The 24,383-nt window shown below is 71.4% G+C and carries 19 protein-coding genes; 8 read left to right on the top strand and 11 right to left on the bottom strand.

Annotated features, from left to right (window positions below; translation table 11 throughout):
- Positions 1-39: 39 nt before the first annotated feature.
- Positions 40-546: a GNAT family N-acetyltransferase gene (locus tag ABZW14_RS14665; protein WP_355345408.1), complete on the top strand. Its 507-nt coding sequence runs from the start codon at positions 40-42 to the stop codon at positions 544-546.
- Here ABZW14_RS14665 and ABZW14_RS14660 read toward each other — a convergent pair.
- Complete coding sequence (locus ABZW14_RS14660) at positions 533-2,176, bottom strand: hypothetical protein (RefSeq protein ID WP_355345405.1); 1,644 nt, start codon at positions 2,174-2,176, stop codon at positions 533-535. The genes ABZW14_RS14665 and ABZW14_RS14660 overlap by 14 nt on opposite strands.
- A 343-nt stretch (positions 2,177-2,519) precedes the next feature.
- Between ABZW14_RS14660 and ABZW14_RS14655 the strand changes: the two genes are divergently transcribed.
- On the top strand, positions 2,520-3,464 hold the full coding sequence (locus ABZW14_RS14655) for a helix-turn-helix domain-containing protein (RefSeq protein WP_355345402.1): 945 nt from the start codon (positions 2,520-2,522) through the stop codon (positions 3,462-3,464).
- Positions 3,465-3,512: 48 nt separating this feature from the next.
- On the opposite strand, the gene ABZW14_RS14650 is transcribed toward ABZW14_RS14655, so the two are convergent.
- Positions 3,513-7,265 (bottom strand): S8 family serine peptidase, encoded by a 3,753-nt coding sequence (locus ABZW14_RS14650; RefSeq protein WP_355345399.1) that lies wholly within the window; start codon positions 7,263-7,265, stop codon positions 3,513-3,515.
- A 188-nt stretch (positions 7,266-7,453) separates the two neighbouring features.
- Positions 7,454-7,951, bottom strand: a complete 498-nt coding sequence (locus ABZW14_RS14645) for a YcxB family protein (protein ID WP_355345396.1) — start codon at positions 7,949-7,951, stop codon at positions 7,454-7,456.
- A gap of 88 nt (positions 7,952-8,039) precedes the next feature.
- On the opposite strand from ABZW14_RS14645, the gene ABZW14_RS14640 reads away from it, so the two are divergent.
- Positions 8,040-8,366 carry a GNAT family N-acetyltransferase gene (locus ABZW14_RS14640; protein ID WP_355345393.1) on the top strand — a complete coding sequence of 109 codons (327 nt, stop codon included), beginning with the start codon at positions 8,040-8,042 and terminating at the stop codon, positions 8,364-8,366.
- A gap of 125 nt (positions 8,367-8,491) precedes the next feature.
- Here the strand turns inward: ABZW14_RS14640 and ABZW14_RS14635 are convergent, their stop codons facing one another.
- The 3 genes from ABZW14_RS14635 to ABZW14_RS14625 all read right to left on the bottom strand — a co-directional run bounded on the left by ABZW14_RS14635 (position 8,492) and on the right by ABZW14_RS14625 (position 11,256).
- Complete coding sequence (locus tag ABZW14_RS14635; RefSeq protein WP_355345390.1) at positions 8,492-9,346, bottom strand: sulfotransferase; 855 nt, start codon at positions 9,344-9,346, stop codon at positions 8,492-8,494.
- A gap of 210 nt (positions 9,347-9,556) precedes the next feature.
- The gene (locus ABZW14_RS14630) at positions 9,557-9,964 is read right to left on the bottom strand and encodes a hypothetical protein (RefSeq protein ID WP_355345387.1); all 408 of its coding nucleotides are present in this window, start codon (positions 9,962-9,964) and stop codon (positions 9,557-9,559) included.
- 59 nt (positions 9,965-10,023) lie between these two features.
- A complete protein-coding gene (locus ABZW14_RS14625) occupies positions 10,024-11,256 on the bottom strand; it encodes a serine hydrolase domain-containing protein (protein WP_355345384.1) in 1,233 nt (410 codons plus the stop codon).
- Between the two features lie 525 nt (positions 11,257-11,781).
- On the opposite strand from ABZW14_RS14625, the gene ABZW14_RS14620 reads away from it, so the two are divergent.
- The 5 genes from ABZW14_RS14620 to ABZW14_RS14600 all read left to right on the top strand — a co-directional run bounded on the left by ABZW14_RS14620 (position 11,782) and on the right by ABZW14_RS14600 (position 15,478).
- A complete protein-coding gene (locus ABZW14_RS14620) occupies positions 11,782-12,825 on the top strand; it encodes an NAD(P)-dependent alcohol dehydrogenase (protein WP_355345729.1) in 1,044 nt (347 codons plus the stop codon).
- 125 nt (positions 12,826-12,950) lie between these two features.
- The gene (locus ABZW14_RS14615; protein WP_355345381.1) at positions 12,951-13,826 is read left to right on the top strand and encodes a helix-turn-helix transcriptional regulator; all 876 of its coding nucleotides are present in this window, start codon (positions 12,951-12,953) and stop codon (positions 13,824-13,826) included.
- A 29-nt stretch (positions 13,827-13,855) separates the two neighbouring features.
- Entirely contained in the window at positions 13,856-14,431 is a 576-nt protein-coding gene (locus tag ABZW14_RS14610) for a GNAT family protein (RefSeq protein WP_355345378.1), read from the top strand.
- Positions 14,432-14,531: 100 nt separating this feature from the next.
- Positions 14,532-14,903 carry a VOC family protein gene (locus tag ABZW14_RS14605; RefSeq protein WP_355345375.1) on the top strand — a complete coding sequence of 124 codons (372 nt, stop codon included), beginning with the start codon at positions 14,532-14,534 and terminating at the stop codon, positions 14,901-14,903.
- An 80-nt stretch (positions 14,904-14,983) separates the two neighbouring features.
- The gene (locus ABZW14_RS14600) at positions 14,984-15,478 is read left to right on the top strand and encodes a nucleoside deaminase (RefSeq protein WP_355345372.1); all 495 of its coding nucleotides are present in this window, start codon (positions 14,984-14,986) and stop codon (positions 15,476-15,478) included.
- 94 nt (positions 15,479-15,572) lie between these two features.
- Here the strand turns inward: ABZW14_RS14600 and ABZW14_RS14595 are convergent, their stop codons facing one another.
- The 5 genes from ABZW14_RS14595 to ABZW14_RS14575 form a co-directional block, all read right to left on the bottom strand.
- The gene (locus ABZW14_RS14595; protein ID WP_355345369.1) at positions 15,573-17,264 is read right to left on the bottom strand and encodes a glycoside hydrolase; all 1,692 of its coding nucleotides are present in this window, start codon (positions 17,262-17,264) and stop codon (positions 15,573-15,575) included.
- A gap of 85 nt (positions 17,265-17,349) precedes the next feature.
- The gene (locus ABZW14_RS14590; RefSeq protein WP_355345366.1) at positions 17,350-18,351 is read right to left on the bottom strand and encodes a substrate-binding domain-containing protein; all 1,002 of its coding nucleotides are present in this window, start codon (positions 18,349-18,351) and stop codon (positions 17,350-17,352) included.
- A 24-nt stretch (positions 18,352-18,375) separates the two neighbouring features.
- Positions 18,376-19,440 carry an ABC transporter permease gene (locus ABZW14_RS14585; RefSeq protein ID WP_355345363.1) on the bottom strand — a complete coding sequence of 355 codons (1,065 nt, stop codon included), beginning with the start codon at positions 19,438-19,440 and terminating at the stop codon, positions 18,376-18,378.
- Positions 19,437-20,975, bottom strand: a complete 1,539-nt coding sequence (locus tag ABZW14_RS14580; protein ID WP_355345360.1) for a sugar ABC transporter ATP-binding protein — start codon at positions 20,973-20,975, stop codon at positions 19,437-19,439. The genes ABZW14_RS14585 and ABZW14_RS14580 overlap by 4 nt, the downstream gene beginning before the upstream one ends.
- A gap of 85 nt (positions 20,976-21,060) precedes the next feature.
- On the bottom strand, positions 21,061-24,312 hold the full coding sequence (locus ABZW14_RS14575) for a DUF2961 domain-containing protein (protein ID WP_355345357.1): 3,252 nt from the start codon (positions 24,310-24,312) through the stop codon (positions 21,061-21,063).
- Between the last annotated feature and the right edge of the window lie 71 nt (positions 24,313-24,383).

The raw sequence follows: 24,383 nt of genomic DNA, 5'->3' as shown, positions 1-24,383 counted from the left end.
GCCGCCCGGCCGCCACCTTCGAACGAACAGGAGAGCACCATGAGCGACACCATCACCATCCGCCGGGCCGGCCCGGACGACGCGACGACCGTGGACACCCTGGTCCGGGAGATCGCCGCCCACGAGGGCGACAGCGCCCACGTCACCGTGACCGCCGCGGGGTGGCGCAACCTGCTCGCACGCGCCGACGTCACCGTCCTGCTGGCCGAGCGGGCGGGCGAACCGCTGGGCTACGTGTCGGCGCAGCGCCGGTTGCACCTGTGGACCGGCGGGGACATCCTCGCCTTGGACGACCTGTACGTCCGCGCGCAGGCCCGCGACGGCGGGGTGGGGCGACAGCTGATGACGGCGCTCGCTCGCCGCGCCGCCGTCGACCGCCTCACCATCCGGTGGGAGGTCAAGCCCGAGAACGCCGCGGCGCAGCGGTTCTACCGCCGGCTCGGCGCGCGGCTCTTCACCAAGATGATCGCCGGCTGGCGTCCGGAGGATTATCTCCGGCTGCTTTCGCCGGGAGACACCGAGGCATCCGGTGTCAGGCCGGTCTGACGGGCCCGCAGAAGCGGGTCCGCGTGAAGGGCCGGCCGGGTTGTGCGGCGGCCCGCCACACCGGATTCACCCGGATCGCCAGGGCGGGCGCCTGCCAGGCCTCCCCCAGCCGCTCGAGCGGGCCGTACTCCCGGCGGGTGCGCGTGATGTCCGCACCGGCAAGAAAGCTGATCAACTGGTCGGTGGCGGTGACCCGGCCGATGATGCCGCCGTGGAAGGCCGGCACCTCGACCACCGGGATCCGCATCGGTTCGCCGGGTGGCGCCTCCGCCGCAGTCACCGTGGGGAGGAACGCGACCATCCGTACGCCCGGGACCGGGCACAGCATCTGGTAGCGGTAGAAGGGCGCCCCGTCGAGCAGCGAGCGGATGAACGGCTCGTCGGGCGTCGTGGGTGCCTTGCTACCGATGGTCGTCACATGAAACATCAGCCGCAGCAGCCACCCGGTCGCCACTCCCCAACCGGTACCGGCGTCGGGCGGTGGGTAGTAGGTCCGCCCGGTGCGGATCAGCGGACTGAACATGGCCAGCGCCCGCACCGGAGAGTCGGGCCGGTCCCGCAGATGGGTGCGGGCCACCATCACCCCCTCGCTCTGCGCGATCAGGGCGATCGGCCGGCCGGTCCGCCGGTGCAACGCGTCGACCTGTGCGGTGAGCAACCGGGAGCTGGACTCCAGCGACCGATGGGTGGCCTCGGCCCGGTACGGCAGCGGACGGCCACCCCGGTCCAGGCCGACGTAGGAGAACACCTGCACGTTCGGGTCCGCCGCGGGACGCCCGTCGTAGGCGGAGTTGTGGCCGGCCAGCAGGACCAACGCGTAGGGCACCCGCTCGGGCAGCGGCCTGGTAAAGATCGGCGGCGCGAAGGTGTTCATCTGCTGCCCGGGCTCGGACAGCACCTGCGAGGTCAGCGGGACGGCCAGGGCCAGCACCACGACGACCGGTACGACCGGCACCCGCGGCCACCGCACCCGCGTCTGGAGAAGGGCTGCCCGCACCGACTGTTTCCACAACAACCCGTTGGCCGCGCCGGCAATGGCGGCGACGGGCGGCGTCCACCCCTCGGGGGCGCTCCACACCACCCCGCCGGCCAGGGTGAGTACCGCGAAGTCGAGCAGCGACCAGCCGACCAGTTCGGCCGAGGGCAGCCCGCGCCACCCACCCCGCCCCACCGACATCCGCTGCAGGAAGGGGGCGAGCAACATCATGGGGACCAGCGCGGCGAACAGGAACCAGGACAGCGAGACCACCGACGCCGCGATCGAGTACGCGGCGAAGGGCAGGACGATCACCGCGCCGAGGGCCGCCACGCCGATGTTGCGCACCAGGAGCGCACGGTACGGCGGCCGGGGCACCCGGCCCGGCCAGGCCAGGCTCACCAGCGCCGCGGACAGCACCGCCCGCAGCGCGATCAGGCCCAGCAGGCCGGACCCGAACATCAGCCACGAATTGTGGTAGACCAGCAGCCAGCGCATGTCGTGGTAGGAGTCGTACGGCCAGACCGCCGAGGCCTGCGGGGCAAGTCCTTCCGCCGGGACGAACCCGATCAGCACCAGCACGAGGGCCTCGGCCATCGGAACCGCCGCGGCGATCGCCAGGAGCGCCGCCAGCCGGCGGTGGGTCGGTCGCACGAGTTCCCCTTCGGCACGCGAGGCTCTGCGTCCACTCTCCCCGGTCCCGTCGGCGCGCATGGCAAAACGGCCGGATCGGCATGTCTCACCCAGCGCACTGCTCGGCGGATCCCATCCGCCGTCACGATCGCCGGAATCAGGCCCTCGACCAGGAGACCCAAGCTCTCCCGCCATTGCCTCCGGCCCTCGCCGCCCGGCATGGTGGTGTCCTGTCGATCATGTTCCGGCTGTGGCGGGTCGAGGCATCGGACCGCCTGGACTCCGCCGCGCACCGGCGCGATCGACGGGACACGGCCTGGTCGCGTGGGGGCAGCGCCGTAACGACGGTGGGATTGGGTGACGGATGCACGGTCTGGGGATCAGCGAGCAGGACGAGTCCGTCTACATCGAGCTGCTGGGGCGGCGCCGGGCGACCGTCGCCGAGCTGGCGGAGGTGCTCGGGATGCCGGCACCGGCTGCGGCGTCCGTGCTGGCGCGGCTGGTCGCGCTCGGGTTGGTGACGTGCGAGGGCGACCTGCACACGGTCGTACCGCCGGACGTGGGGCTCGGCGCCCTGATCGTGCAGCAGCAGACCGCACTGCAACGGGTCCAGGGCAGGCTGAGCCAGCTGATGGAGGTGTACCGGACGGGAGCGGCCGCCGCGGTGAGCGAGGTGGAGGCGCTCACCACCCCCGAGCAGCTCGCGACCTGGATCGACAACATGGAGCGGGGCGCCCGGCGGGAGGTGTTGGCGTTCTTCCGGCCGCCGTACGTGCTGGACGGCGAGCTCGAGGTCTCGGACGAGGTGCCCAGCTACCGCTACGTGTACGAACGTGCGGCCCTCGACGACCCGCGGACGCCGGAGGAGATCGGCAGGTTCCTCAAGCACGGCTATGAGATCAGGATCGCCGCGGACCTGCCCAGCAAAATGATCATAGTGGACCGGGCGTCGGTGTTGTTGCCGATGCTGCCCGACCAGGCCGGCATCGATCCCGGGTTCCTCCTGGTCCGGGGTCAGGCACTGGTACACCTGCTGGTGGCGCTCTTCGAGCGGGTCTGGCAGACCGCCACGCCGCTGCGGCTCACCGCCACTGGTGTGACCGAGGGGATGCCGGCGTGGGACGACGTCGACGTCGCGCTGCTGACGTACCTGCTCTCCGGTATGCCGGACAAGACGGTGGCCACACGGCTGGGGACCAGCGAACGCACCGTGCAGCGCCGGATCCAGCGGCTGATGAAGCTGGCCGGGACCGACAGCCGGATGCAACTGGCCTGGTACGCCGCCCAGTCGGGACTTATCCCGTCCTGATGGGAGTGCCCCCGCCCACGTTGTGGACGGGGGCGATCCCGGCGGGGGTTATCGCAGCCGGTAGGCGCGGGTCACGATCTGCTCGACGGAGTTGCCGTCGGCGTCGGTGGCCTGCACCTTCAGGGTGACGAAACCGTTGCTGCCGCGCAGCGCGGGGTTCTTGACGGCCGCCGCCGCGCCGGTGGCACCGTCGGCGGTGACGGCCACCTGCTGCCAGGTGGCGCCGTCGTCGTACGACGCCCACAGCTTCGTCTCGGTGATCCGCAGCCCGTCCACACCCTTCGGATAGCGGAAGCCGAGCTTGACGCCGACCGTCGACTGCGCCGGCACGCTGTTGTTCAGGTCGACGTCCAGGTCGTAGTCGATCGAGATCACCGGCAGCTTGGCCCACTGGTCGCCGTCGCCGTCGTACGCGGAGTGGAACGTCCAGGCGGTGTTGACCTTGGTGGAGGTGGTCCACCCCGGCCGGTTCCGCTGCACGTCCGTCACCACCCGGTACCGGGCCCGCTCCGGCGTCATGGGGAAGGCCGCCTGCGCGGACGGCGCCGATCCCAGCAACTGGCCATCGCGGTACACGGTGGTCAGCTCCTTGTCGGTGCCGTGGCGGTACCCGTACAGCTGGCCGGTCGCCTCGTCGAGGAGTCCGATCGGCAGCATCACGCCGATATCGCGCTGCCGGACGGCGCCGTCGGGATGGTTGGCCGTGATCGCGGAGCGGACCACGGCCTTGTTCCAGCTCCGGCTCACCCGCTGGCCGGGCTCCAGCACCGAGAGGCTCGTCTGCTGGAAAGCGGGCAGCGATTCCCACACCGGGCTCGTCGACACGATCTCGAGCGTCGGCAGGCCGGCGGTGACGTACTCCGTGACGGACCGGGGCATGGTCAGCCGGGCGAAGGTCGAGACCAGGAACGTCTGCTGCGGCCCGATGATGAACCGGCCGTACCCGCCTTCGCTGTCGGGCGTCGAGGCGTGGAAGGCGGCCGCCACGGTGGCCAGTTCCCCGGCGTCGACCCGGTAGCTCTGGTCGGGCAGGATGCCCTGCTGGTGCTTGAGCACCTCGTAGGTGTACGGGCTGACCGCGGTTCCCTTGAGCTGGACCACGGCGGTGCCGCGCGCTGCCAGGCCGGCCAGCCGGGCGCCCTGCTCGCCGCCGAGGGTCATGGCCGGGATCGCGGTCGGTGCCGCCGCGTAGCTGCTGACGCCCCAGCTGGCGGGCCCGTCGTTGTAGATGATGATCGCGCTGGCGCCGGCCGCCGCCGCGTTGGTGATCTGCGCCCCCGTGGTGAGGTCGTCGCTGCGCCGCACCAGAGCCAGCTTGCCCTTGGCCGCCGCCCCCGCGTAGTCCTGCGGCCGCCCGATGCCGGCGTTCACCACGCCCAGCACGTGCGTGCCGTCCAGACGCGCCGAGCCGACCCAGCCGTTGACGTACTCCGGCGCGATCGGGAAGCCGCCGGCGCTGACGATCTGCGCAGCCAGCTCCGGCGCGGCGAGGGACCAGTTCAGCCGGTGCGCCAGGTTCTCGTTCTTGACCTGGGACGGGATGGCGTGCATCCGCGTGTAGCCGAACAGGCCGTCCTGCAGCCCGTAGGCAAGGGACCGGTCGTCCTTCAGCAGCGTCAGCCCCATGGTCACCCGCTTGGTCTGATTCGGCTTGGGCGTTCCGACGGTGACCAGGCCGGCCTTGCGTCCGTCGAAGGTGAGGGTCTGGTCGGCGTCGAGGTGGATGCCCGACGCCGCGCCGTAGACGTAGTCCCGGACCTGCGTGTAGTCGGGGGTGAAGCGGTACGTCCCCGTCGCGAAGGCGTACTCACCGCGGGGCAGCCGCAGGTCCACGGTGCCCTCGGCGCCGAGGATGTAGTGCATGTCGGCCGGCCGGGCGGTGTTGAGGTCGAAGACCCACACGATGCTGTAGGTCGAGGCCGGCGCCTTGCCGTCCAGGTCCGTCAGCTTGATGCTGGCATTGAAGCGCTCGACGTCCTTCACGAAGGCGACCGCCGTGCTCACGACCGTCCCGCCGTCGGCGGAGGCGGCACTGACGTGGGCGCCGTACGCGCCGGAGGTCACGGCGCCGGGGTCGAGCGTCACGGTCACGTCGGCGGAACCATGGGCGGGCACGGTCACCGTGTCGGCGCCCAGCGCCAGCGTCCGGGCCGGCAGGTCGCCGCCGGCGGCCTTCACCGTCAGCGCCAGGGTGACCGCCTGGTCCCCGTCGTTGACGTAGGTGATCGGCTTGACCACCGGACCGGTCGAGTCCCACTCCTGCTGGCCGAAGTCGACCACGCCGGACCCGGACACCGGCTGCCGCACCGCGCGGCTCACGTCGGTCCGGCCGGCGCCCTGGTCGTACACGGACGTACCGGGCGTGGTCTTCGCCGTGCTGACGAGCTGGCTCTTCAGCCGCTGCGGGGTCCAGTCCGGGTGCTCCTGGGCCAGGATCGCGGCGGCGCCGGCCACGTGCGGCGTCGCCATGGAGGTGCCGCTCGCGGAGGTGTAGTAGTCGTCCACCGGCGTGCCCATGGTGGTGCCCGAGGCCCGGGCGGCGACGATCTGCCAGCCCGGCGCGGTGATCTCCGGCTTGAGGCGCCCGTCCGTCAACGGGCCACGGCTGGAGAAGTAGGTGACCGCGTCGGCGCCGTCCACCGCGCCGACGGTCAGGGCCGCCGCGGCGATGCCGGGTGAGCCGACCGTCGTCGCACCCGGCCCGGAGTTGCCGGCGGCGATGGTGAACAGGGCGCCGGTCTCGGCCGTCAGCCGGTTCACGGCCTCGGCCATCGGGTCGGTGTCGCCCTGCGCCGTGCCGCCGAGGCTCATCGACACGACCTTCGCGCCCGAGTGGGCCGCCCACTCCATCCCGGCGATGATCTCCGACTCACCGCCGCTGCCCTCGTTGGACAGCACCTTGCCCACCAGGAGCTTGGCACCGGGCGCGACGCCCCGGTACTTGCCGCCGGACCCCGCTCCCGTGCCGGCGATCGTGGCGGCGACGTGGGTGCCGTGCCCGTGCCCGTCCTGCACGGTCTGGCCCGCGATGAAGCTCTGCGCGTCGGCGATCTGCCCGACCAGGTCCGGGTGCTTCGGGTCCACTCCCGTGTCCAGTACGGCGACCTTCACGCCCGTGCCGTCGTATCCGGCAGCCCAGGCGTCCGGGGCGCCGATCTGCGGCACGCTCGCGTCGAGCGCGGCGTGCACCTTGCCGTCCAGCCAGATGTGCTCGACGCCGCCCGAGAGCTTCGCCTGGGGGCCGTGGCCCTTGGCCGTGTCGTCGTCGACGGCCTCCCAGAACGTGGCGGCCTGCTTCTTGTCGGCGGCGACGGCGGCGCCCCGCACACTGTTCAGGTTCCGCGTCACGCGGCTGCCGGCCGGAGTGGTGGGCGCCGCGGCCCTGGCGGCCGCCTGCTTGGGGTAGCGCACGATCAGGGGGATCGTGGCGCTGTGCGCGTCGTCGTAGCCCTGTGCGACCAGGCCGGTGATGTTGAACAGCCGCTGGTCCACCTGGCCGGACGCGATGAACGGTGCGACCGCCAAGGGCACGACGTACACGTCGTTGCCGACCGAGTAGGTGCGGAAGACGCTGTCCGGGCTGTGCGGGCTCACCGTGACCGCCGGCTTCCCGCTCAGGTTGGTCAGCGTGACCACGTCGCCGGTGACGAGGGTGACCCGCGTGACGGTCGCGGACGACGCCGGTATCGCGGTGACCCCGGCCACGGGCGCCGGTGGTGTGCCGTACGCGCTTGTACCGCCGGTCGCGACGAGCGTGGCGGCAAGCGCGGCGCCCGCGACCATCGATCTCTTGGATTGCATTGAGCTGGCCCTCCTTCTGCCGGTACCAGGGTTCGCACCGGTGGGCACAGCTTCGTGGGGCACGAGGTCGAGGCGCTACGGCTGCGCTTGGCGGACACCAGACATGTCAGGTCGTCGCCACCTGGTGACCGGCAGCGGCCGGCCCTCGCACGCGGGCGGACTCACCGGGTGTGCCGGGCGGAACGGGTTCACCGAGGCGGCAGCAGCCCGCGTCCGGCCATGAAGGCCCGCAACGTCTCGGCGTCCTCGGCGGACATCAGGCGGCGTGGGATCACGGTCGCCGGCATCCGGCCGACGTACACGATCCAGAACTCGGGGGTGTCCCTCACCTGGGTGACCCCGTCCCAGGCGATGCCGCCGGACTCCGAGCCGCTGCGCATCATGATGTTGTCGTCGGTGATGTCGTAGGCGCCCTCGACCGCGTAGCGACCGGAGCGGCGCCGGGCGCGCCACCGCACCCACGGCGCGTACAGCATCGACAGCAGGCCGGCCACGACCATCGCCAGGCACAGCGGCGCGACCCGATCGCCCCACGCGAACCCCCGCGAGACGACGTAACCGATCGCCCCGACCGCCGTCAGCACCGCGCCGATCTGACCGTACCTGCGCAACCGGACACTGCTGAGCACCGCGGCCACCTGCCCTGGGTAGGCGGGATCGGCCGGGACGTCAAAACGGATGTGCACCCCAGAACGATAGGCGCCCGACCCGGCACGACCGGTGGCTGGTCCACGAGACGCGCCGGTCGGTGCCGGCGGGCTAGGGTCGGGTCGCATGCGCACCATCGCCAGCGACCGCCTCCTGCTGCGCCCCTGGCGCGACGAGGACGCCGACTTCCTCCTGGATCTCGAGTCACGCTGGGAGGTCGTGCGATTCCTGGGCACGCAGCCCACGATCATGAACAATCGCGAGGATGCCCTCGCCTCGGCGGCGGTCCTGGACGACGCGTTCCGCCGGGGTCTGACGAGGGTCGTCGCGGTCACGGATCCGGACAACCGTGCCTCCCAGGCCGTCTGCCGGCGGCTCGGCATGACGCACGTCGGCCGGACGACGAGGTACTACGACGCGCCGAACGAACTCTTTGAGAAGCTGGCCGGCTGATCGGCAGGGACCGCCACGACCCACTACCGCCAGCGCTCGCCCGCGCGATGCGGTTCGGCTGGAGCAGCGTTCAACGGACGTCGAGGGGCGCGACACGGCGTGGTCAAGGTGGAGAGCCAGAGCCGTCACTCGTAGCCCATGGCCGGGATGACCTTGCCGAGTGCTTCTTCGATGAACTCGCGGGTTTCGTGGTCGAACTGGTTGTTGCGGTTCGTCAACCTGTGCGACTGAAACATCGAGGACGTGGCGACGTCGTCGATGCCCAGCCCTTCGAACAAGGCGCGGCGCTGCCCGGGCCAGTCGGCCGCGAGGTCCTCCGCTTTCACCTCGATGTATCGCCGGCCCGTCAGGTCGGCCGTGTTCTTCCAGCTGAGCCAACGGTCGTAGATCGGGGTGAGGTAGGCGAGCGCGCCGTCGACGGTGGGCGGTGCCCACGGTTGGGCCAGGTGGGACGCGAGCACCGATACCGGGTGCCGCTTGATGTGCACGATGGTCGCGTCGGGGACCAGTTCCCAGAGGAAATCCATGCACAGCAGGTTGAACGGTGTCTTCTCGCACCAGGTCGGCTTGCCCGCGTCGGCGGCCGCTCCGCCGAACAGGGTCTCGACCAGGCCCCGCAAAATTCCGAGCAGTTCGGCCCGGTCGCTGAAATACCTGGGGACCACCCGCCGGCGACTGGCCGGCGCGAACGGCCCGGCGGGCCGGTCGGCGTTCCCGAAGCCTTCCGCTGGCGCGGGTTCGTCGAACGTGTACGCGATCAACTGCGGCCAGAGCTGGTGCACCGCGTCCCGGTAACGCCGCTCGCCGACCAGCTCGGGAACGGTCTTCCCGCGATCGTCGCGCCGCCCGGGCACCCGTACGGTGAGGAAGTCGCTGAGCCGGTGCAGGGCGTCCTCACCGACGGTGGGGTCGTACCGATCGGTGAGCGCGTCGGCCAGGTCCCGCAGGCCACCCGGGTCGACGAGAAACCTGGTCTCCATGGGAATCCGGTGGATCAGCGGATGTTCGCCGATGATGTCGGCGATCCGTGACGTTCCCGAACGACCCGTACCCGCGACGAAGATCGGTGAAGGGGAAGACATGGCTAGCAGTCCAACTCCCAGCCCGGCGCCTGCGCAAGCCATTTATCCCCTTCATCCGCTGCTTCCGCCGGTGGAGGGCCGGCCGGGTGGTGCCGGCCCTCCGTCCCGTCAGGCGGCGTCGAGGGCTTCGGTGATCTTGCGGGTCATCTCCGCCATGGTGGGGCTGGGCTCGCCCTTGTGGGCCCGGGTGGCCGCTTCGACGGCCACGATGACGGTGCGGCGGAAGTTGTCGGCCTCTGCCGGGTCCTGCTCTCTGAGCAGGCTCGTGGCCGCCGTCAGGGCCGGCAGCACGTGGTCGGCGATCTCGGCCACGGACCTGCCGTTCAGGTGCTTCAGCTTCGACTTCTCGGCTAGCACGTGCCCGACCAGGCCGGTCGCGGAGGACAGGGCGATGGAGCCGTCGGTGGCGACCTTGTGAGGCGAGCCGGCGGCATCCGCGGCGGACAACAACGAGACGGCGCCGTACGCGGCGGTCCGCAGGGTCTGCTTGTCCTGGTCGGTGAGGGTGACGGACATGATGGTGTGCTCCTTCGATTGAACGGACGGATGGTGCGTCGAGGGTCGGCGGCTCGGTGTCAGTCGTCGATGGCCTGGTAGACGGTGGTCCAGAAGTCGTGGAAGGCCCAGGTCGAACTCGGGACGGACGCACCGACCTGGGTGAGCAGGATTCCGGTGAGCTGCTTGTCCGGGTCGGCGTAGGTCGAGGTGCCGCTGCCGCCGTCCCAGCCGAACTGGCCTTCGTAGGCGTAGTCGCCGCGGTAGGTGCGCACCGCCATCCCGAAGCCCCAGCCGCCGTGCTGCCCCTGGCCGAACGAGATGTGCACGTTGTCGCGGGCCATGGCGGTCCGGGCGACCTGCTGCTCGGGCGTGAGGCGGTTGGTGGTCATCAGCTCGACGGCGGGCCGGGACAGGATCCGCTCGCTGCCGTGCATCCCCCCGTTCAGCAGCATCCGGAAGTAGGCGTGGTAGTCGTCGGCAGTGGAGACCAGCCCACCGCCACCGCCCTGGAACGCCGGGGGCTGGCTCCACCGGCCACCCTCGGCCTCGTCCCACACGTGGAACTCGCCGGTCTGCGGGTCGGGGGCGTAGAGGGTCGGCAGCCGGTCGACCTTGTCGGCGGGCACGTGGAAGCCGGTGTCCTTCATTCCCAGCGGATCGAAGATGCGTTCCCGCAGGAACGTCTCGAACGACTGGCCCGTGACCCGGGCGACCAGCACGCCGACCAGATCGCTGCTGATCTGGTACTGCCAGCGCTCCCCGGGCTGGTGCATCAACGGAAGCGTTCCGAGGCGGCGCATCCACTCGTCCGGCTCGGGCATCGGCTCCGGCAGATTGGGGGTCAGCCCCTGCTCGAAGATCGCGCCCATGATCGGAGTGCCGAGCACGGTCATGTCCATGCCGAGCCCGAACGTGGAGGTCAGCACGTCCCGCACGGTGATCGGCCGCCGCGCCGGCACGGTGTCGTCCAGCGGGCCGTCGATCCGCTTCAGCACCCGCCGGTCGGCGAGCTCCGGCAGCCACGGCTCCACCGGGTCATCCAGCCGCAGCCGGCACTCGTCGAGCAGGACCATCGCCGCCGCGATCGAGACCGGCTTGGACGTCGACGCCATCCGGAAGATCGTGTCGCGGCGCATGGGTGGGCCACCCTCGTGGCGCATCGTGCCGATCGCTTCGACGTGCGTCTCACCGCCCCGGCTGATCAGGGCGACGAGCCCGGGAATCCGTCCGGACTCGACATGCCCTGCCAGCACCTCACGCAGTCTGCGCAGCCCGGTCGCGGAGAAGCCGCCGTTGCCGGTTCCCATCATGAATCTCCTTACCTACGGTGTTCGAACGTCCGGGATCCGTCCCGCCGTTCATGACAGCCACCATCGCCAACGGCGCTGACACGGGCCTGACCCCGCCCTGACACCGCCGCTGACACGCGGCGGGACGCAGCCGGCGCGGTGACGGCTCAGGTGCGGGGGCCGAGGAGGTAGCACGGCGCACCGAGGGGTGCCCTGTGGGTACACCTCTCATCAGTGACTCCCTGCCGGGGCGCGGGCGAGGTTTCCTGGATGACGATGAACGCGACGGCCGACCACTGAGCCCGCGGCGGGACGCAAGCCGTCGTCCCCGCCATGTGTGCCGACGACCGCGACCCGTTCCCTGCCGACCATCGGCGACCTCGCCCAACGAGCCGGTCGCCCGAACCCGTTCGTCGGGCGGCGTCGCGCCACCCACGCGGCCCGGCACCCTACGTTCTGCTCGGGGTGGGTATCGCAGTCACCACCGGCCGCGCCGCGGCCGTACCTCGTCACGAAGAAACTCGTCACGAAGAAACAGGAGCAAGCATCGTGCGTGTCAACGCCTACGCAGCGCCCAGCCCGTCCGAGCCGCTGGCCCCCGTGATCATCGAGCGGCGGGCCGTCGGCCCCAACGACGTGCTCATCGAGATCACGTATGCGGGCATCTGCCACTCGGACATCCACACCGTCCGCGGTGACTGGGGACCGCAGCCCTACCCGCTGGTGCCGGGCCACGAGATCGTCGGCATCGTCACCGAGGTGGGTTCCGAGGTCACCCGGCACCAGGTCGGGGACCGGGTCGGGGTCGGCTGCATGGTCAACTCGTGCCGGGAGTGCACCAACTGCCGCAACGGCGACGAGCAGTACTGCCTGGCGGGCATGGTGGCCACCTACGGCGGAACCGACCGGGACGGCACCATCACCCAGGGCGGCTACGCCACCCACGTCGTGGTCGATGCCGACTTCGTCCTGTCGGTGCCGGCGGGAATCGACTTCGCGGCCGCCGCGCCGCTGCTGTGCGCGGGCATCACCACCTACTCGCCGCTGCGCCGCTGGGGCGCGGGTCCGGGCAGGAAGGTCGCCATCGTGGGCCTCGGCGGGCTGGGGCACCTGGCGGTCAAGATCGCGCACGCCCTGGGCGCCGAGGTGACCGTGCTGTCCCAGTCGCTGAAGAAGCAGGAGGACGGGCTGCGCCTGGGGGCCGATCACTACCACGCCACCGGCGACCCGGACACCTTCACGCAGCTCGCCGGCCGGTTCGACCTGATCATCAACACGGTCAGCGCGCAGATCGACGTCGACGCCTACCTCGGGCTGCTCGCCGTCGACGGCACGCTGGTCAACGTCGGCGCCCCCGGCGAACCGCTGTCCCTCAACGTGTTCTCCCTCATCGGCGCTCGGCGCTCCTACGCCGGCTCGATGATCGGAGGGATCCGCGAGACCCAGGAGATGCTCGACTTCTGCGCCGAACACCAGATCGGCGCCGACATCGAACTCATCTCCGCCGACAAGATCAATGACGCGTACGAACGCGTCCTCGCCTCCGACGTCCGCTACCGGTTCGTGATCGACACCGCCACCCTCGGCTGACCCGAGGTCTCCTGACCGGCTCCGCCCGGCCGTCCCCCGCGGCCGGGCGGAGCCGACCGCCCACCCGTGATGGGTGTACCAGCAGTACATCCCAGTTCAGCGCGGCGCGTCGTACCGTCGAGGGCGTGAACAACCGAGCCGAAGTGCGCGATTTCCTCACGTCACGGCGCGCCAAGATCACACCGGAGCAGGCCGGGCTCCCCGTCGCCGGGCAGCGACGCGTTCCCGGGCTGCGCCGCAGCGAGGTCGCCGCGCTGGCCCGGATGAGCGTCGAGTACTACTCCAAGCTCGAGCGCGGCTCGCTGGCCGGCGTCTCCGCCGGCGTGCTCGACGCGATCGCCCGGGCCCTGCAGCTCGACGACGCCGAACGCGCCCACCTGATGCGCCTCGCGCAGGAGGCCAACGGCAGCAGCGCGCTACTGCGGCCGAGCCGGCGGGCCAAGCAGCGGACCCTGCGGCCGAGCCTGCAATGGACCCTGGACGCCATCACCAGTCCGGCGATCGTGGTCAACAACAGGCAGGACCTGCTCGCCGCGAACCTGCTGGGCCGGGCCATGCACGCCGACGTCTTCACCGACCCCACCGGCGTGCCGAACTTCGCCCGGTTCACGTTCCTCGACAGCGCGGCCCGCCGCTTCTACCCGGACTGGAAGCTGTTCGCCGACATGACCGTGGCCAACCTGCGGACCGCGGCAGGCGTGGACCCGCACGACAAGGGACTGCACGACCTCGTCGGCGAGCTGTCCACCCGCAGCGACGAGTTCCGCCGCCGCTGGAGCGCGCACAACGTCCGCATCCACGGCACCGGCGTCAAACACTTTCACCACCACGTCGTGGGCGACCTCGCCCTCGCCTACGAGAGCATGGAACTGCGCGCCGAGCCGGACCTCACCATGACCATCTACGCCGCGGAACCCGATTCGCCGACCGCGCATGCGCTCACGCTGCTCGCCTCCTGGGCCGCCACCAGTGACGAGAGCTTGTCGAGGTCGAATCGCTAGACCTCGGAGGGAGGAGGGAAGATGACCTCGTGTCACTACTGCCCGCTCCCACGCTGCACACCACCCGCCTCAGGCTGCGTCCCTTCGACGCGGCGGACGCGAACGACCTCTTCGCGCTGCACAGCAACGCCCACGTGCTGCGCTACTGGGACTCGCCGCCGTGGAGCGACCGCGAGCGCGCCGAGCGGTTCATCACGGCCTGCCGGCAGATGGCCGAGGAGGGCACCGGGGCGCGGCTGGCCGTGGATCGTGTCTCCGACGGGGCGTTCATCGGCTGGTGCAGCCTGAACCGGTGGAATCCGGACTTTCGCAGCGCATCGCTGGGCTACTGCTTCGACGCTGCCGCGTGGGGCCACGGCTACGCGACGGAGGCCGCGCACGCCCTGCTGCGCTGGGCGTTCGACACGCTGGACCTGAATCGCGTCCAGGCTGAGGCGGACACCCGCAACGTGGCGTCTGCCCGCGTGCTGGAGAAGCTCGGGTTCGTGCGTGAAGGGACGTTGCGGGAGGACTGCGTCGTGAACGGCGAGGTCTCCGACTCGTGGGTCTACGGGCTGCTCAGGCGGGAGTGGCGGCCATCGTCCGAGCCGGCGCCCGCCCGCTGAGCACGTCCTCCCTGGCGCGACATGACGTCTCCCGTGCGCCGGAAGCGGCCATACTGACCGTGCTGCGCCCCAGAGGCCCGACCACGGAGGAGGTGCCCGCGTGCCGATCGGTCGGCTCCACCATCTGATCGTCGACTGCCCGGATCCGATGGCCGAGGCGCGTTTCTGGAGCGCGGTCCTCGGCGACCCGATCACCTACGCGGACGAGGACTTCGTCGTCGTGTCGGCCAGCACGTCGGCGTCCGGGCTGGCGTTTCAGCGCGCCGCCGACCTGAGGCCGCCCACCTGGCCGGAGCCGGCAGTGCCGCAGCAGATGCACCTCGACGTGATGGTCGACGACCAGGCTACGGCCGGAAAGGCGGTGCTCGCGCTGGGCGCGCGGCCGTTGCCCGGCGAGCACGTGTACGCCGATCCGGCCGGCCACCCGTTCTGCCTGATCAGACGCCCCACCTGGGCGCCGCCCGTGACCTGACTCCAGCCCCGGCTCGTACTCAGGATCCCGCGAGTCTGGGAAGCTGGTGATGATCGCACCGTCGAACGGAGAGCCCGGTTATGACCACCGACCCACAGGACATCACTCATCTGCAGCGTTGCGTAGCGCTCGCCGCGGAGGCTCTGGCGGCAGGCGACGACCCGTTCGGCTCCGTCCTGGTGGGCGCGGGCGGAGACGTGCTGGCGGAGGCCCGGAACCGGGAGACGTCCTCGGCGGACCCGACGGCGCATCCCGAACTCGCCCTGGCGCAATGGGCGGCCGGGAATCTGCCGCCGGCGGTGCGCGCCACCGCGACCGTCTACACCTCAGGCGAGCACTGCCCCATGTGCGCGGCCGCCCATGCGTGGGTGGGACTCGGCCGCATCGTATATGCCGCATCGAGTTCCCAACTCGCCACCTGGCGAGCCGGGTGGGGCCTGCCGGCCGGTCCGGTGGCCGTGCTTCCCGTCACCGCCGTCGCGCCGGCTGTCACGGTCGTCGGCCCGGTCGCTCCGCTGGACGAGGAGATGCGGCTCCTGCACGAACGCGCCGCGAAGCGGCGAGCCACACAATAGGGCCGCGCGGGCAGCACATCGGGAACCGCGACCCGGACAGCGCCGGCTCCCGCGGCCGGCCACCCGTTCCGGTGGCCGGCCGCAGGGTCGGAGGCTACGCCGTGCCGTTGAGAGAGGCGGCCAAGGCCTCCGCGAACCCGGTGTCGGCGGGCGCGCCGCTCACGCCGATGCGCCAGGTCCCTCCGGCGAGGTCGCCCACCGGCAGTGACCGCCCGCCCGGCTGCCACAGGGGCTGCCAGGCGATCGAGCCGCTCGGCCGGTTGAACCACCGGTTGTCCTCACTCCAGGCCGACCCGTCCCGGTACGCGACCGCCAGCGTGGTCGTCTCGTCCGTGGCGAGCGTCCACCGGGTGAAGCCCGCCGCGTCCCCGTCGCGGTCGGCGCCGGCCGGGTCCTCGAGCCGGGGCAGGGCCGAGTCGACGTTCCAGGCGGCCTCCCAGACCGGCGCGCTGGTCGGGCCGGTCACGTGCCAGGTGAGGTCGACATCCACCGTGGTGGGTGCGAACCGGAAGCGCCAGTCGACGGTCACCGGCTCGTCGCCGAGCGGGATGCCGGCCAGACGCACGTCCGTGCCGTCGGGCGACACCGTCACGTTCCGGGCGGCGCCCGCCGTGTCGGTGGGACCGAAGGTACCGACCGCGAGGTAGGGCGCCGTGGAGCGGAATGACGAGTCCGTCACGGGCCGGTACGCGCCGCGCCCGGTCGGGTCGGCCTCATAGGAGACCAGCCGGGACTCGGGCGCGGTCTGCACGACGGCCCGGTAGTAGGGCGTGCTGACCAGCCGCCCCTTCGTCACCACCGGCGTACGCCAGTTCAGCGGCGCCAGCCAGAGCCCGCCCTGCCCCCAGCCGGCGCCCGTGACATACCACTGGCCGGTACCGGAGTCGTCCTTGACCACCTCGGCGGCGTGCGCCTCGATCCGGCCGGCGAGCTGGTCGACGGTGAAGTGGAACGGGTCCTCGCTGCGGTACACGCGGGTGTCCTGGTAGCCGCTCTCACAGCAGACGAAGAGGTACCAGGAGTTGCCGCGCTGCACCACGAACGGCGACTCGGTCGGCCCGCCGAAGGTGCCGATGGCCGGGTGTTCGAAGGCCGTCCGCCGGTCGCTCCAGTGCACGAGGTCAGGGCTCGTGCGGTAGGCGACGATGTGGTGGCCACCGGCCGGGGTGCTGTTGGCGGTGTAGTACATGACCCACTGGTCGCCGACCCGGGTCACCATCGGGTCCCGACCGTCGAAGCCGTCGGTGAAGAGCGGGTTGCCCGGATGCCGAGTCCAGGTCGTCAGGTCCTTCGACGTGGCGAGGTGCATCCGGTACGCCTCGTGGTCGGCGGTGCCGCCCGCGTAGAACAGGTAGTAGGTGCCGCCGTGGAACAGCACGTACGGCGCCCAGATGTGCGTCTCCCCCGCGGTCGGGTCGGCCTGCAGGGCGAACGGCTGCTTCGTCCAGGGGCCACGAGGTGAGGGCGCCGTGGCATGGCCGAAGAACTTCTCGTCCAACGGGTTGGCGGGCTCGGCGTGGGTGATCGCGAAGACGTGCCACAGGCCCGTCGCACGGTCGCGCACCATGGTGTGGTCGTTGTAGTACCAGCGCTCGTTCTCGCCGACGCTGGGGTCGTACACGTTCACGAACTCGCCGGCGGTGACCTGGACGGACCGGTTCTCGTACGGCTGGTTGCTCACCTCGGCGGTGTCGGCGGCCCGGGCCGGCGCCGGGGCCACGATCAGCCCCAGGGCGAGGGCGAGCAGCGCGGACAGCCGACCGACGCGGGACGGTGGGCGGGGCATGCGTACCTCCAGAGCTCTACGGGTGGCGGGGTGCGACCGGTGCTGGTCCGCCGCCTGCCTCCGGCGGCGGACCAGCGCTGGGGCCCTACTGCTTGCCGCCGAGCGTGGTGTAGACCTCCGCGGCGTTCTCCTTGGTGATCTGCTGGGTGCCGAGGGTGGTCGTCTTCGGAACGTCCTTGGCGCAGTCGACGAGGAGCTTCTTGGCCAGGTCGATGGCCTCACGCCCGCCGGTCGGGTACTGGAACGTCGCCTGGAGGCGACCCTGCTCGACGGCCTTGATGCCGCCCGAGGGGACGGGCAGCGCGTCGATCCCGGTGAACTTGATCGCGGTCTCCTTGCCGGCCGCCTTCGCCGCCAGGTAGGCGCCCTCCGCCATCGGGTCGTTGTGCGCGTACACCGCGTCGATGTCCGGGTTGGCCTTGAGCATCGCGTCCATGACGCTCTGCCCCTTCTCCCGCAGCCACTCGGCGGTCTGGCTCGCCACGATCTCGATCTTCGGGTTGCTCGCGATGCCCTCGCGGAAACCCTGGGCGCGCTCGGCGGCCGGGGTGGAGCCGGGCAGGCCGGAGATCTCCACGACCTTGCCACCCTGCGGCAGCAGCGTCTTCGCGTAGTACTCGCCCGCCGCCTTTCCGATCGCGACGTTGTCGCCACCGATGAAGGCCGTGTAAGCGTCGCCCTCGACCTTGCGGTCCAGCACGATGACCGGGATCCCCTGGTCGTACGCCTTCTTGACCACCGCGGTCAGCGGCTTGGCCTCGTTCGGCGAGATGATCAGCAGGTTGATGCCCTGGGAGAGGAAGTTCTCCACGTCGGCCACCTGCTTGCTGTTGTCCTGAGCCGCGTCCGAGACGACCACCTTGAAGCCGGGCACGGACTTCGCGGCGTTGGTCACGTCGTCGTTCATGACCTGCCGGTACGGCTCGGCGTTGTTGGCCTGGGACATGCCGATCAGGAAATCCTTGCCGCTGCCGCACTTCGCCGAGGCGTCGGAGCTGCTGCCGGGATCGTCCTCGACACTGCACGCCGAGGTGGCGACGAGCGCGGCCAGCGCCAGGATCGTGGCGGCTCTTCGGGCATAACGCATGGTTTCCTCCATTGTGGTGGTGGGTCAGGCGATGCGGGGACGTAGCTTCTGCAAGGCGGCGGCAGCCACGATGACCAGGCCCTTGACGACCAGCTGCACGTTCGCGTCGATGTTGTTGAGAGCGAGGATGTTGTTGAGGATCCCGAGCAGCAGGGCACCGGCGATGGTGCCGCCCATGGATCCACTGCCACCGGCGAGGCTCGTCCCGCCGATGACCACCGCCGCGATCGCGTCCAGCTCGTAGCCGGCGCCGTCGTTCGGGCTGCCCTGGTTGAGCTGCCCGGCGTGGATGATCCCGGCCAACGCGGCGAGCAGGCCGGAGATCGCGAACACGGTGACGCGGACGCGGCGTACCGGCACCCCGGACAGCCGGGCGGCCTTCTCGTTGCCGCCGATGGCGTACACGTGCCGGGCGAAGGCCGTGCTGCGCAGCAGCAGCAGCGCGCCGACGCCGATGGCGAGGAACAGCAGCGCCGGCACCGGGAGGATCCCGTTGATCGACCCGCTCAGCATCGAGAACGCCTGCGGCGCCTCCTGCGGCCCGTCACCGTAGGCGATGGGGATGCCCAGCCCGCCGGACCACATCCGGGCGATGCCCCGGGCCGCCTGCAGGCCGGCGAGGGTGACGATGAACGACTGGATGCCGAGCCGGGCGACGATCGCGCCCTGGGTGGCGCCGAACGCGGTGCCGATCAACAGCACGATCACGACCGTCGGCAGGATGCCCATGCCGCTGTCGACCATGAGGGTGGCCGACCCGACCGCGGCGAGCCCGAGCACCGCCCCGACGGAGAGGTCGATTCCGCCGATCAGGATCACGAACGTCATCCCGACCGCGATGATGCCGATCTCCGAGACCGCCCGGACGATGTTGGCCAGGTTCCCGGAACTGAGGAAGACGCTCTCGCCGTTGCGGACGGGCGACACGGCGATGGCGATGACGAAGACGGCGACCAGGCCGAACAGGCTCTGGAACCGGAAGAAGCTGTCGACGATCGCGTGCCGGTCCCGCGGCAGGCTGATCGGCCGGCGGCGGGGCGGTGTCTCGGGTGGCGCTTCGGCGACGGCGGTGGGGTTGGGCGAGTTCATCGGGCCTCCTTGGCGTCGTCCCCGTTGGCCGCGGCGAGGATCGCTTGTTGGGTGGCGGACGCGCGGGGCAGCGCGGCCACGGTGCGACCGCGGTGCAGGACGACCACCCGGTCACAGAGGCTGAGCAGCTCCGGTAGTTCGGACGAGGCGAGCAGGATCGCCATACCGGCGTCGGCGAGTTGGTGCAGCAGCCGGTAGATCTCGGCCTTGGCCCCGATGTCGACGCCTCTGGTCGGCTCATCGAGCAGCAGCAGCCGCGGTCGCGTCAGCAGTTGCTTGGCGAACACGACCTTCTGCTGGTTGCCGCCGGAGAGCGTGGCGGTGGCGACCGCTGGGGAGGCGGCCTTCACCGCCAGGGCGCTGAGCTGCCCGGCCACCGTCCGCCTCACCGCCTGCCGGCGTACGAGGCCGAGCGTCGTCAGTGTCGACAGCGCGGAGAGCACGACGTTGTCGCTCACCGAGTGTTCGAGCATCAGTCCGGCGCCACGCCGGTCCTCGGGGACGAACGCCACCCCCCGCGCGAGGGCGGACCGTGGGCCGTGCGGGCGGTACGGGCGGCCGTCGACCGTCACCTGGCCGGCGCGGCGGCCGGAGCCCCCGGCACCGAAGAGGGTTTCGAGCAGTTCGGTGCGGCCCGCGCCCATCAGCCCGGCGAGGCCGACGATCTCGCCGGCTCGCACCGAGAGGTCGACACCGGCCGGCTCGGTCCGCCCGGGTGTCGGCCGGCGTGGCGTCACGGCGAGTCCGTGGACGTCGAGCAGCACGTCCCCGGGCTCGTTGCGCCCCTCTCCGAAGAGCGCGTCGACCGACCGGCCGACCATCAGCTGGATGATGTCGTCGCGGGAGGCCGTCTTCGGGTCGACGCTGCCCGCGACGCTGCCGTTGCGCAGCACGGTGACCCGGTCCGCGACGACCTCGATCTCCGCCATCCGGTGCGAGATGTAGACGATGCCGACGCCGGCCCGGCGCAGCTCCGCGATGGTCGCGAAGAGGCGTTCGACCTCGGCGTCCGCCAGCGCGGCGGTCGGCTCATCCATGATCAGCACCCGGGCGTCCAGCGACAGCGCCCGGCCGATCTCGACCAGTTGCTGCTCGCCGACGCGCAACGACCCGACGAGCCGCCGCGGATCGAGGTCGGCGCCGAGCGCACGCAGGTGGTCCGTGGCCTGCCGGCGCATCCGCCGGATGTCGACGGTGCCCAACCGGGTGCGGGGCTCGCGCCCGAGGAACATGTTCTCCGCGATGGAGAGGCCCGCCACCAGGTCCAGCTCCTGGTGGATCGTGGCGATGCCGGCGCGTTGGGCGTCGGACGGGCCGGCGAAGCTCACCGGGCGTCCGTCGAGCTCGATGGCGCCGTCGTACTCGGTGATCACGCCGGAGAGGATGTTGATCAGGGTCGACTTGCCGGCCCCGTTCTCGCCGAGCAGCGCGTGCACCTCCCCCGCCCGGACGGTGAGGTCGATGTCGCGGCAGGCGTGCGCACCGCCGAACCGCTTGCCGATGCCGGTCATCCGGACCAGCGGGCGTTCTGTCATGCGGCACCTCGTCAGTCGTCTGCGGGTCTGCTGTGGGTCGGGCCGGAGCCGCCGGGCCCGGCGAGGACCCGGCGGCTCCGATCGGTCACGAGACGAGCCGCGCCTCGACGTAGTCGAGCCCGGCCAGGTAGCCGACCGACGCGGCGGCCTTGCCGGTCACGGTGAGGGTGAGCGTGTGCCGGCCCGCCGTCAGCTCTCGCCGGCCGTAGTCGAGCGGGTCGCTCACGACCACCTCCGGCGAGTGGTACGCGTCGAAGGCCGGCCCGATCCGGGCACCGTCGATCGCCACCGTGTTGGTGCCGTAGTCCCGGGCCAGCGTCTGCACGAGGCGCAGGTCGTAGGTCCCGGTGGTGGGCACGGTGAAGTTGACGGTGACGCTCTGGTTCGGCCCGTTGGCGTGGAACCACAGCTGCGCGCTCTGCGACCAGTGGATGCCGCAGCAGTCGCCCTGCGGGTCGGCCGGAGCGTCGGCGCTGACCGCGGGCAGGAGCGATTCGCCCTCGATCCGCAGTGTGTCGCCGGTGCTGGCCGAGGCGGTCGGCGAGTACGGCCCCGCGTTGCCGGCCGCGTCCACCGCGCGCACCCGGTAGTACCAGGTCTCGCGCAGCCCCAGACCCGTGTGCTCGAAGCTCGGGCGGGTCGTGGTGCCGACCCGGTTGCCCGGCCCCGGCGTGAAGTCCGCCTGGCGGGAGGCGAACACCTCGTAGCCGGGGGCGTAGACGTCGTCCCGGGCCGGCTGCCAGGTCAGGGTCACGGCGTTGGTCGTGCCGCTGGTGGCGGTGAGCCCGCTGACGGCGCCCGGCGGCGTGTCGTCGGTGAACGGGGTGACCAGGCTGAGCACCGCGTACCGGGCCGCGGACCAGGCCGGAGCGCCGGCGGTCGGCGTCAGGGTGACGGTCACCGCGTCCCGGTCCCGGGTGAGCGCGGCCGGGAGGCGGTACTCGTCCTCCAGCCACCGGTGCGACGTGTTGGCCAGCGGCTGCGACCAGGTGCCGGCGTCGCGCCCGTCGACCTGGACGGCCACCGACTGGTACGCGGCCGACTGGTCGCCGACCCGGCGCAGGACCGCGCCCGCGTTGTCCTCGTCGAGGGCCACCCGGAACCGGATCGGGTCGTTGGAGGCGCGGGCGTCGTCGGTCACCGGCCGGGGTGCGCCGTCGTCGCCCTCGAAGGTCGCCGTGAGCTCGGTCCGGTCACCGCCGGAGGCGTACTGGTGGGCCGCCTCGCTGGCGGTGTCGCCCACGTCGACGGTGTCCGTCCAGCGCTGCCCGAGGGTGTCCTGGCCGTACCAGTACGCGGTGGAGCCGTACCGGGCCGGGTCCTGGTCGCCCGGACCGTGCTCGATGCCGAACCGCAGTCCGGTCGAGAACGCCACCGACTCCGCGAGCGTGAGCCGGTACGCCCCGGTGCAGTCGTACTGGCAGCCGTAGTCGGCGACCTCGTGGGCCGGGTTGCCGTTCATCGGCGCGGAGAACGTGCCGTGGTTGAAGTACCAGCCGCTCTCGTAGAAGTCCTCGGTGCCGGTGCCGTGGATGCTCGGGCTCTGCGCACCGTCCACGTAGACGCGCTCGTCACCCTCCAGGTAGTTGCGCTGGTTGCCGGCGGGAATGTGCCCCTCCATGGTGTGCGTGACGCCCACGAACTTCCCCCGTCCCGCGACATCGAGGAAGAGGTGGTCCGCTCCCGGCGTGGTGTCGGCGCTGGTCGCGGTCGCCCGGAAGTAGCCGTTGTCGCCGGTCGGCCGCAGGGCCGCCGCCCAGCGGGCGGACCCCGCCGTGGTCACCGTGGCCACCGAGGGCTTGATCGCCACGTCGGACCCGTTGCGCAGCTCGATCGACCAGCGCGACCGGTAGGGCATCGGCCACCAGGCCGACAGCGTCGCGGTCGCCGGGTCGACGCCGAACATCAGGGACCGGACGGAGTGCAGCCCCAGGCCGGTGCCGAAGAACTCGCCGAGCGGGGCGTCCACCGTGGTCCTCCCGTCGAACGAGATGCGCAGCCGGGTGCCACGCAGCACCGCGTCGGACGCGGCGACGGCCGCCTTGCGCTCGTCGTCGGCCGGGTAGGAGAGGGTGTTGCTGCCCTGCCAGGTCTGCGCGGTGATCCGGTAGCCGTGCGCTGCCTCGGCGTCGGTGTGCGCCGGGCCGAGGTCGACCGTGTCGGTGCGCTTCGCCGTGCCGGAGACGAGGCTGTCGACCCAGTACGTGAACTCGTTGACGTCGAGGTCGGATGAGACGAACTCGTTGCGGATGGTCAGCTTCGTCTTGCCGGAGGTGGCGCTCGCCGGCAGCTCGACGGTCTGGTCGAGCCAGGTGCCGAACGGCACCGGGTCGTTGGCCGGCCACTCGGCGACCGGTGCGCCGTCGACCAGGATCCGCGCCCGCTGGTGCCCGATGTGCGGGTCGAGCCGGCGGGTGAGCCGCACGCCGGTGTTGGCCGGGTCGACGGCGACGCTGAACTCGCTGCCGCCACCGGCGCCGAAGGCGCGGCCGTCGTCGGCGATCGGTTCGGGCGCGCCGACGAGCTGCGGGATCTTGAACTGGAGCGCGGTCATCGTGCCGGGGCCCACGCCACTGGCGAGGGTCGTCCGGCCGCCCGCGGGGACGGCGAAGGTGCGCGTGGCCGTCGCGGCGCCCGGCTGGGCGGGCTTGGGGTCGCGTGTGCCGGCGGCCTTGAGCTGCGCGATGACGTCCTCGGCCCGGTCGGTGGGGTCGAACGTGGAGACGCCGTCCGGAGTGGTGAACTTGCGGTAGGTGACGTGGTAGAAGATCGGGTTCTTCTCGGTGGTGACGCGCATCGAGCTGCGGTACGTCATGGGCGCCTTGATGTAGACGCCCCCGGAGCTCTGCGCCGCGTTGGCGACCACCGGGTAGACGAAGGGAGCACCGAGCCTGCCGTCCACGACGTCCTGGAGCTTGGCGTCGAGCACGGTCTTCCCGTCGAGGACGACCTTGATGGTGCCCGTGGCGGAGACGTTGCCCTCGTCGCGGGTGAACCAGATGGAGTCGATCTCGCCGGCGCCGGTCGCCTCGGCGATGACGCAGCCCTCGGCGCTGGTGCGCAGGCACGAGTAGCGGCCGGAGAAGCCGTCGTCGTTGCCGCCGCTGCGGTCGAAGCTGGAGAACTGGTAGGCCCGGGATCCGTCGGTGAGTTCCGGGAGCCGGTCCAGTCGGCGGTAGACGTCCCAGCCGACGGGGCCGTTGGTGGTCGATCCGGTGGAGGCCGAGGCCGGTGCGGTGAGACCGACGACGGCCGAGCCGGCGATGAGCGTCGCCGCGGCGGCGGCACCGAGCAGCCGCCGGGGCAAGGTACGTCGTACACGGGTGGTGGGTGTCATGAATCGCCTTTCCACATCGGTGGGTGGGGCGGATCGTGAGGTACGGCGACAAGGAATCGATTTCTCGCTGC

Source organism: Micromonospora sp. NPDC004551 (genome assembly GCF_040609975.1).
In the GTDB taxonomy this organism is placed as follows: Bacteria; Actinomycetota; Actinomycetes; order Mycobacteriales; family Micromonosporaceae; genus Micromonospora.
The sequence above is the reverse complement of the archived record's forward strand: the minus strand, read 5'-3'. Positions and strand labels throughout refer to the sequence as shown.